The sequence below is a fragment of the uncultured Methanobrevibacter sp. genome (assembly GCF_900316895.1).
Taxonomy (GTDB): domain Archaea; phylum Methanobacteriota; class Methanobacteria; order Methanobacteriales; family Methanobacteriaceae; genus Methanocatella.
In genome coordinates, this window is sequence record NZ_ONER01000073.1 from 1 (window position 1) to 10,010 (window position 10,010).

8 protein-coding genes and 1 pseudogene are annotated in these 10,010 nt (G+C 40.8%); 5 read left to right on the forward strand and 4 right to left on the reverse strand.

Features of this window, described 5'->3' with window-relative positions:
- The 3 genes from QZN27_RS07700 to QZN27_RS07710 form a co-directional block, all read left to right on the forward strand.
- Positions 1–1,423, forward strand: a 1,423-nt coding sequence (locus tag QZN27_RS07700; RefSeq protein ID WP_296785986.1) for a formylmethanofuran dehydrogenase subunit A, incomplete at its 5' end; no start/stop codon positions are given.
- A gap of 2 nt (positions 1,424–1,425) precedes the next feature.
- Positions 1,426–2,301, forward strand: a complete 876-nt coding sequence (locus QZN27_RS07705; protein WP_296785990.1) for a formylmethanofuran dehydrogenase subunit C — start codon at positions 1,426–1,428, stop codon at positions 2,299–2,301.
- A 35-nt stretch (positions 2,302–2,336) separates the two neighbouring features.
- Positions 2,337–2,627, forward strand: coding sequence for a DUF2097 domain-containing protein (locus tag QZN27_RS07710; protein WP_296785993.1), 291 nt, complete (start codon positions 2,337–2,339; stop codon positions 2,625–2,627).
- Positions 2,628–2,703: 76 nt separating this feature from the next.
- Here QZN27_RS07710 and QZN27_RS07715 read toward each other — a convergent pair whose 3' ends face one another.
- The 3 genes from QZN27_RS07715 to QZN27_RS07725 form a co-directional block, all read right to left on the reverse strand.
- Positions 2,704–4,386: a DUF128 domain-containing protein gene (locus QZN27_RS07715; RefSeq protein ID WP_296785996.1), complete on the reverse strand. Its 1,683-nt coding sequence runs from the start codon at positions 4,384–4,386 to the stop codon at positions 2,704–2,706.
- Positions 4,387–4,422: 36 nt separating this feature from the next.
- A complete protein-coding gene (gene glnA / locus QZN27_RS07720) occupies positions 4,423–5,781 on the reverse strand; it encodes a type I glutamate--ammonia ligase (RefSeq protein WP_296786000.1) in 1,359 nt (452 codons plus the stop codon).
- 237 nt (positions 5,782–6,018) lie between these two features.
- Positions 6,019–7,185, reverse strand: coding sequence for an aldo/keto reductase (locus QZN27_RS07725; protein ID WP_296786003.1), 1,167 nt, complete (start codon positions 7,183–7,185; stop codon positions 6,019–6,021).
- Between the two features lie 367 nt (positions 7,186–7,552).
- Between QZN27_RS07725 and ahcY the strand changes: the two genes are divergently transcribed.
- Together ahcY and QZN27_RS07735 are read left to right on the forward strand one after the other, a co-directional pair.
- Complete coding sequence (gene ahcY, locus QZN27_RS07730; RefSeq protein WP_292601466.1) at positions 7,553–8,803, forward strand: adenosylhomocysteinase; 1,251 nt, start codon at positions 7,553–7,555, stop codon at positions 8,801–8,803.
- Positions 8,804–8,826: 23 nt separating this feature from the next.
- Positions 8,827–9,477: a DUF2119 domain-containing protein gene (locus QZN27_RS07735; protein ID WP_296786008.1), complete on the forward strand. Its 651-nt coding sequence runs from the start codon at positions 8,827–8,829 to the stop codon at positions 9,475–9,477.
- Between the two features lie 304 nt (positions 9,478–9,781).
- On the opposite strand, the pseudogene QZN27_RS07740 reads toward QZN27_RS07735, so the two are convergent.
- Positions 9,782–10,010, reverse strand: a pseudogene (locus QZN27_RS07740) (flap structure-specific endonuclease); the annotation flags it as partial.

Sequence of the window (10,010 nt, forward strand, 5' to 3'; positions counted from 1 at the left end):
TCCTGCAACTGGTTACAGATACTCAAGATTAGGTTACGGTACTGTTGTAGAAGCAGCTATGCCTCCTCTTGAAGCAAAACACACTCACGAAGAAATTGCTACCATTCCACAAATCGATATTCCAGCTATGCCGTTATTCGGTAACAACTGGTTCGTAATGGAATACGCAAAAGATAACAATATTGAAGACATCGCAGCATTTGTAGCTGCATGGTTAAAACTTACCAAAGGTTACGGAATCAAAATCGTAAACCCATGTGGAAGTGAAGCATGGGGATGGGGTATGAACGTACACGGTGTAAACGACAAAGCACCTTACTTTGACGTAACTTCCAAAGAAGTTGTTGTTGCACTCGCAAAAGCTAACGAAATGTTAAACTTACCTCACTCTATCCACATTCACCCTAACGACTTAGGACACCCTGGTAACGTGCCAACCACTATTGAAACCATGGACGCTGTTAAAGACGTTAAAAAAGGTTCCAAAGCAGCTGAAATCAGAGACCAAATTATGCACGTCTGCCACTTGCAATTCCACTCCTACACAGGAAACAGCTGGAAAGATGCAGCATCCGGTGCTGAAGAAGTTGCTAAATACATCAACAAACACGATCACATTACCTGTGACGTAGGTCAAGTAACTTTAGATGAAACCACAACCATGACAGCAGACGCTCCTATGGAATACGATTTATTCAAATTATCTGGTTTAAAATGGGCTAACAAAGATATTGAATGTGAAACTGCAGCAGGTATTATCCCATGTATTTACTCAGGAAGAACTCCTGTAAGTTCCTTACAATGGGCTATCGGTCTTGAATTGTTCTTACACATTGATGACCCATGGAAAGTATGTTTAACTACTGACCACCCTAACGCAGGACCTTTCATCAGATATCCTAGAATCATCTCCTGGTTGATGAGTAACACCAGAAGAATGGAAATGATTGAAACTGGTGAAGTTCACAAATGGGCAGAAAAAAGAACTACTCTTGCAACTCTCGACAGAGAATACGATTTCTACGATATTGCAACTATTTCAAGAGCTGCTCCAGCTAAAATCTACGGATTCACCGATAAAGGTGCACTTACTCCTGGATACAGAGCAGATATTGCAGTATATGACATAAACCCTAATGATATTGACCCATCCAGACAATATGCTGAAATCGAAAAAGGTTTCAATGTAGCTGACTACACAATCAAAGATGGTCAAATCTTAGTAAAAGACAAAGAAATTGTAAAAGTTAAAGAAAGTCAAAACGTTTGGGTTAACGTACAAGGATGGGAGAAAAACGAAGAAAAAGTTATCAACAACATTATGCCATTCTTTACTCAATACTACTCAGTCAAATGGGAAAACTACCCAGTACACGACCACTACGTATCCAACCCAATTAGAATAGACGTTGACGGTAAATAGGGGTGTTTAATTTGAAAACAATAACATTTGATCAAATCAAAACTTCTTCAATCGCTTTAGAATTCGATGAATTGATTCCTGATGAAATTTATTCATGGACCGAAGCAGATTTCGCAAAATATCAAGTTCCTATCGGAAACTCCAGATTCCCATTAACAGACTTCTTCGAAGTAACTGTTGAAGGTGAAGCTAACGGACCTGATGAAGTTGAAATGATTATAAACGGTGATTTAAACAGAGTAAAATACATCGGTTGCAAAATGAGCGGTGGAAACATCGTATGTAACAGCAGTGTAGATTTACACGTTGGTGCAGAAATGTCCGGTGGTTCCATTCTCGTTAAAGGTAACGCAGCAGCTCACGCAGGTAGAGAAATGTCTGGAGGATACCTTGAAATTGAAGGAAATACCAAAGAGTTCACTGGTGCTTCTTACATCGGTGAATGGAGAGGTATGACCGGAGGACAAATTGTTGTTGGCGGTAACGCTGGTAAACAATGTGGTGAATGTTTAACTGGAGGAAAAATCCACGTTAAAGGTAACTGTGACATCTTAGCTGGTATTCACATGACCAAAGGTGTCATTGAAATTGACGGTGACGTTAACCGTTGGCCTGGAGGTCAAATGAAAAACGGTAACATCATCATCCACGGATTCCTCGGAAGATTACTCGAAGGATTCGTCCTCAACGGTATCGTTGTAGATCCTGAAGTTGAAGGAGTTACCTACAAAGGTAAATATATTCAATACACTGGAGATATTGGTCTCAACGGTAAAGGTAACCTTTACTTAGACGCTGAAGCTAACAAAGAAAAATTAGCTACTTACGGCGAATTAGACGACGAATATACTTCAATCAGAGAATACAGGAATTTATAATTCCTTTCTCTTTTTTCTTTTTTTAAGGCGATATTATGGTAGAAGAAGTACAGATGACTGTCGAGGATGCAATTGAATACGTAAGAAACGAAGTTGAAGTTGGAGATGTTTTGGAAATTTCCTACAATCGTATATATGCTCCTGGTGATGTTTTAGGATTCACTGAAGAAGATGAAGAAACCGGTGAAGGTTTCAGAGTCAGTTTGCAATTAAATGGTGAGATTTTAAATCAGGCTGTTGAAATCGATTTCAAAGAGATTGCCGATGATTTAATCGAAATGCGCCATATCAATGATGAAAAAGAATTGATTATTGAAGTCCTTTAAATTCTCTTTTTTTCTATTAATTTTTTCTTTTTGATTTTCCACGGAAAAATAATTTTGTTCGTAAACATACAAACATTCATAGCCTTTCCATCTTTTCAAAAGGCATCATCTTTTCAAGGACCTTTACCTGTATAGGCACTCCGCTTTCCTTCACGGCTCCGATTGAATTGAGTCCTCCTCCGGTGATGACTCCGAAATTGTAGTTGTCGACCTTTGAATTGTAGACAAATTCCCTTGGCTTTCCGATTTTATATATGGAAAATCCGATGTTGTTCAGGATTTCCAGAAGCTCAACCGCATGGTCCCTTGAAACATATGGAATCTCCTTGACACTTGCCAATATTTTATTTGGGCCGTCACTGCCTGTTATTGAGGTCATGTTTTTTGACAGAAAGATCTTGTGGGGGTCAAGTGTTGTTCCATTGTATGAAATCAAATCGATAAAGAGCGGAGGTTCTGTCAGCTCAAGCAGTCCGCTGTATGTAGGGTTGCTCATTATTCCATTGTTTATCAAAATTCCATCTATGCTCAGGCTGCAGATTGTTGCTATTCCAATCAAATCGTCATTTTCGGGATGGTCAACCAGTTTATAGTATGGATTGATGTATTTTGGATTGTCGTTATAGGTGTCCTCCATGATGGACAGTGCCCGGTCAATGTGGTCCCTATGCACGTATGAGATGTTGGCAATGATGTCTCCCTTTTGCTTTTCGACATCAAAATTGACCTGCTGAATCAGATTCAGTGATTTTGACAGCACAAGGGATATCTTTTCCTGGCTTTGGCTTGCCGGAGGTTTAAGGGGTGAAATCATTTTTGAGGTTATAGGTTTCAGGGAGTTGAAATCATATAGGTTTTCAGCTATTCTCAGGTCAATGTCCTCTCCCATTTCCTTTACAGCACAAAATGGTGTTATTCCTCCTATTATGGCCATTCCAACCATGCCTTCAGGTACAGGCAATCCCAACAGGTCTTCTCCTTCTTCGGATAGTCCTATCACTCCTCCAATTCCTATCTTTGTTAATTCATTTAGGATTTCAATTGTCCTTTCCCGTGCAACTCCAGGTATCAGTCTGAAGTTTGCCGGAATCAGTCCGCATCCGTTGTTTATCACGTCAAGGACGGATGTCAGGTTGGAGTTTGCAAAGGCGTCAAGAGGTGTCACTGAAGTCTTTTTATAGGATATTATTTCAGTAAACTTCACTGGCTGGTAATCTTCTATTTTCAGAAGCCCTCCGTATTGCGGCTGTGTCGGAATCCCCTCCTTGAGAAGCACTCCGTCGATTGTTGTTCCGCATATTGTGGTGACCTCGATTTCACCAGTGATTTTATCTTCTTTTATATTAACGTAAGGACTAACAGAAAGACCACTTTTATAAATTTCTTTCATTATATTAATCGATTCTTCATTATAAATGGTTGATGTGTTGATAACAACATTTCCCTGTTGTGTCATATAGGTGAAGTCAGTCAGGTAAATCATCTCTTCAAATTTTGAATAGATGAAATCGACCTGGTCATAAATCAGTCCCTTTTCAAGCTTTTCACGACCCAAATCAGTTATCACTCTTCCGGAATAGCCTTTCTTTTCGGTATATCCCTTCTCATCCAGAATCTGCATATGATATCTGACGGCACGTTCGCCCAGGTTAAAGCCCTTCTCCTTCAGCTCGTCTGCTATTACCTTTGAGCCGGTAGGCTGTTCCCTTTTTGCAAGCACCCTTAAAATTTCAATCATCCTATACTCTGATTCGGACATAAAAAGCACCTAAAATTAAAAAAATAAATATTTGGATTAGATATCCAAATACTTTCTCTGTTCGTATCCGAATACCTGGACACGATATTCGTCCCATTCCTGATATTTGAGTTCAAGGAACTTTTCGCTGACATGAGGTCCGAGGGCATTCAGTATGAGTGGGTCCTCTTCAAGGGAGTGGTAAGCTTCCCACAGGCTGGTAGGCAATACTTCGATTCCTCTTGATTCCCTTTCCTCTTCGCTCATGCTGTAGATGTCGTCTTCAACAGGTTCTCCAGGGTCAATCTTGTTGACGATACCGTCAATACCTGCTTCAAGCATTACTGTAAATGCAAGGTATGGGTTACATGCAGGGTCAGGTGACCTGTACTCGATACGGGTTGCCTTTCCACGGGCTGCAGGAACTCTGATTAATGCTGATCTGTTTCTGAAACCGTATGCCATGTATACTGGAGCTTCATAACCAGGAACCAGACGTTTGTATGAGTTTACAATCGGATTTGTGATTGCAGTTATTGCTGGAGCGTGCTTGAGAAGTCCTCCCATAAAGTGAATTGCGTCTTTTGAAAGTCCTGTTTCTGAATCAGGGTCTGAGAAAAGGTTCTTGTCTCCTTTGAATACTGACTGGTGGCAGTGCATTCCACTTCCGCTTACGCCGAAGAACGGTTTAGGCATGAATGTCACCCTGTAGTCCATTTGGTCAAAGGTAGCCATATTGTCTACGATTGCCTTGATAGCTTGTTTGAATGTGATTACTGCATCTGCAGTTTTTAGAGCGTCCTTGAACTTGAATGCGATTTCGTTTTGACCAGGTGCCACTTCGTGGTGTGACGCTTCAACTTCAAAGTCCAAGTCTTCAAGGTTTAGGGTCAGTTCACGTCTGAAGTCGGGGCCCTTGTCCAGCGGTTCCACATCGAAGTATCCTGCCTCGTCGTATGGCATAGGATATCCGTTCTCGTCAATGTCCACAATGAAAAATTCAGGTTCCGGACCTATGTTGTACTGAAGTCCCCTGTCTGCAAGGTGGGCCAGGGACTTTTTGAGCACCCCTCTTGGGTCTCCTACAAACGGTTCCCTGTCGGCTGTCCATACGTCACAGATGAATCTGCATGTTGCGGATTCTTCAGGCCTCCATGAAAGCCTGGAATATGTGTTGATGTCTGGCTTCAGGACCAGATCACTTTCATTGATTCCAACAAATCCTGCGATTGATGAACCGTCAAACAGCATTCCTTCATTGAACAATTCGCTCATGTCGTCCTTTCCGTTGAATGGAATGACGATGTTTTTTACAGTACCGTTAATGTCAACAAACTGCAGACGGATAAACTTAATGTTGTCCTCTCTCATCTTCTCTGATATTCTTTCAATTTTTTCTTCTGGGATATCGCTCATTAAAATCAAGCTCCAATAATATTGAATAATCGGAAATCATCTTCCTATCAAAAATATATTTCCATTTCGTCGTATATAAACTTTTAGATATTTTGCATTCTTTATTTTTTGTTAGCCAAATATTTATATTTTATTTTATTTAATAAACAAATTTTATTAAGTTATATAATTTATATTTGGCTGTTCAATTTCATTTAAAAAAAGAGAAAAAATTTGATTTTGTTTTTTAAAATCAAATCAGAAGTGGTCAAATTCATCTCCAAAGTATTCATAAACCTTTTCAAGTTCCTCTGGAATGTTTATCATCTGTGTGCAGAAAGGTATGCACTCTCCACAGTCAACACAGCAGTCAGCCCTTGAATCATCATCAATAAGTGAGAAGTACTGCATCGCACTGGCCTTGGGATTGTCCATCATGTGGGCAATGTTGTACTCGGTAAAGCAGTTGATTATGTCCACGCCGTGAGGGCATGGCATGCAGTAGCCGCAGCGTGTGCACATGTTTCCGAGACGTGTCCTGTAGGTTCTTGCAACCTCCCTTATGAGCTCCTGGTCATTTTCAGATATTTTGTCTATTCTTGAAGCTATTTCTATGTTCTGCTTGACCTGATCGAGACTTGTCATTCCGCTGAAGACACAGTCCACATCATCCCTGTTCCACAGGTACTGAAGAGCCCACTCGACAGGTGTCCTTTTGGTTTCAGCATGATTCCAAAGGTTATTGATGTCCTCAGGTATGTTTTGGACAAGCCTTCCTCCCCTCAAAGGCTCCATGATCATGCTTCCAACGCCAATGTCTTTCAAATAGTCCAGACCCATTATTCCTGACTGGTAATATTCGTCCAGGTAGTTCATCTGGGTCATGGCAACCTCCCATTTAGGATACTCGTCAAGGATTTCTATGAAGTAGTCGACCTCGATGTGTGATGAGAATCCCACATGCTTCACCCTTCCGTCAGCGAGAACGTCATCGAGAAAGTCCAGCACATCCAGATTCTTGACCTTCTCCCAGTCCGGCACGGTCAGTGAATGGAGCAGATAAATGTCAATATAATCTGTTTGAAGCTTTTCGAGCTGTTCTGTAAAGTAGCGTTCAAAGTCACCCTTTTCCTCTATCGCCCATGAGGGGGATTTTGTCTGTAGAATAATTTCGTCCCTCAATGTGTTTTCAGTGAGAAATTCGCCGAGAAACTTTTCGCTCTCTCCGCTTCCCCCAAGGCCTTCCGCATGGTAGGGGTATGCGGTATCGATAATGTTGACTCCCTTTTCAATGGCATATTCAAGCATCCTTGAAGCTTCTGCCTTGTCTATGTCGGCATTGTTTGCTTTTGTTGGAAGCCTCATGGTTCCGAATCCTAGCCTTGAAACTTCAAGATTTGTCTTTCCAAGTCTGTTATATATCATTTCAAATCCTCTAATTCTAATTTGTAAAATAAGCTATAAAATTGTTATGATTTGAAAAATTGACTTTAAAAAATAGTATTTAGATGGATATATTCCTGGGATTTAGGATGCCGGGGGCGGGATTCGAACCCGCGATCTCACGGTATCCCAGGAATAAGCTAGAGCACTGCTTTATTACCCTATGAGCCGTGCGCTCTAACCAGCTAAGTTTTTGTTTTTTGAGGGTTTTTTGATGATGTGAGGAAAATTTTTAGAAAAATATATCGATTTTTTCTTATTTTAATTTTTGAAGTCATCTTAAAAAAGTTATATTTAATAACCTACAAGTCAAAAAGTTAATCATTAACAACTTTTAATTGATGATATTATGAGTAAAGTAAAAGACATGTCACTTGCACCTGAAGGTGTAAGAAAAATCGAATGGGTTCAAAAACACATGCCTGTTTTGGAATCCATCAAGAAGGAATACGAAGAAACCCAACCGTTCAAAGGAATTACAATCGGATCATGCTTACATCTCGAACCAAAAACCATCAACTTAGGTTTGACACTGATGGCCGGTGGAGCTGAAGTGGCAATGACCGGATGCAACCCATTGTCCACCCATGACGATGCAGTTGCAGGAGCAGCCGATTTGGGCCTTAACGTTTACGGCTGGAGAGAACAGGACGATGAGGAATACTACCAGACCATCAACATGGTGCTGGACCACAAGCCTGACATAATCATCGACGACGGAGCGGACATGATTATGGTGCTTCACAACGAAAGGAAAGAGTTGTTGAGCCACATAAAAGGCGCATGTGAGGAAACAACAACCGGTGTGCACAGGCTTCAGGCAATGCATGCCGACGGCGCATTGAAATTCCCTGTAATCGCCGTTAATGACGCTTATACCAAATACTTATTTGACAACCGTTACGGAACCGGACAGTCAAGCTTCGATGCAATCATGGGAACAACCAACATGGTCATTGCAGGAAAAACCGTAGTTGTCTGCGGTTACGGATGGTGCGGTCGTGGACTGGCTTTAAGGGCAGCAGGTTTAGGTGCCGATGTAATCGTAACCGAAGTTGACCCGATCCGTGCGCTTGAAGCAAGAATGGACGGATACCGTGTAATGACCATCAGGGAAGCAGTAAAACAGGCTGACTTGATCATTACCGTTACCGGAAATGCAGACATCATCTGCGGAGACGACTTCAAGTACATGAAGGACGGATGTATGCTTGCAAACTCAGGACACTTCAATGTGGAAATCAACAGGCCTGACTTGGAAGCTATCTCAACTGAAGTCAAGGAAGTACGTGAAAGTATTGAAGAGTTCACAACTAAAGATGGCCGCAAGATCTATCTTTTGGCTGACGGTCGTTTGGTAAACCTTTCAGCGGCACGTGGACAAGGACACCCTGCAGAAATCATGGACATGAGCTTTGCAGTTCAGGCATTGTCTGCAAAACACATCCTTGAAAACGACCTGCCAGTAGGCGTCACCAAAGCACCTGATGAGATTGACTACACCGTGGCAAGCATGAAGCTGGATGCTATGGGAATTGAAATCGACTCATTGACCGACAAACAAAAGGCTTACATGGCAAACTGGCAAGAAGGAACATAGGTTCCTTCCAAACTATTTTTTTTATGTCCTATTTCAGATACATCGACAACGGCAAGGGGCCGACCAAACTGTTCATTGGCGGAGTCCATGGAAATGAGGGTGTGACCTCATTGAAGTTCTTGAAGCGCATTGACATTGATGATTTGTCGCCCGGACAGTTCTATTTTTATAATTTCGACAAGACTGAATATATCTCTACAATAAAAAAGGAATATTACGAATCCGAACTTGGGAAAAAGGTTCTGGATTTGATTGTTGAGCTCAATCCGGATTTCTACACTGAGCTTCACTGCTACAACCTTAAAAACTATGAGAAGCTGACTTCAATGGAGAGGTATAGAAAAACAGGAATTCCTCCCTTGATAAAGCTTGGAAATCATATATTGGTCTCATCTGTATCTCCTTTAATCAGAATGACCTATTTTACAACAGATACAGTCTGCAAGACACTTGAATTTCCATGTTTTGAAAAGCTGACACCAGAAATCATTGATGAATACGGCTTTGATTTGAATTTGGCCTGCGAGACTTACGAAGATCTGCTCAAGCTGATTTTAAGGTCTCCTTCACGTGAACACTTTGAAAATGAGATGATGAAACATCACAGACATCAGGTTCACCTGGCCATGAAATATGCAGAAAAAGTTTTCGGCAGCGATTTCCCGCCTTATTAAGTATTGATGGTTTCCGGGTTTTGTGGTGGTGAGAAACCATCAACACCATGGATTCTATGAATATATCGAATAATGAAATTGGCTTTCACCGTCCCCTTGACAGCTGCCATTTCTAAAGTGTTTTGTATACAATCTGGGGTGTGTGGTGGTAGATTGCATAGGGTTATTCAATATTTAGAATCCTAATTATAGTATTTTTTAACTAGTATTTAAAGAATATGGTCGTATATTTTTTTTAATTGTAATTGATAAAAAATTAATAATATTTTGTATATTTTATAATATATCAGTATTATAATTTTGTTCAAAACCATGCATCAAGGCTTCCCTGTGAGGAATTTAGGTTTTTGAGCCTGTCTGATGCTTTGGATACCCTGTCTTCGGAAAATCCGTGCTCGTAACATAAAAATTCGATTATCTTGTCCTTTTGCGGTTTTTCCCATTTTATCTTATAATCGGTATTGACGTTATGCTTCAGGAATATGTCACGGACTTCATCAAGGTCGTGTGTTGATTCCTTTTGAAGCTCGGAG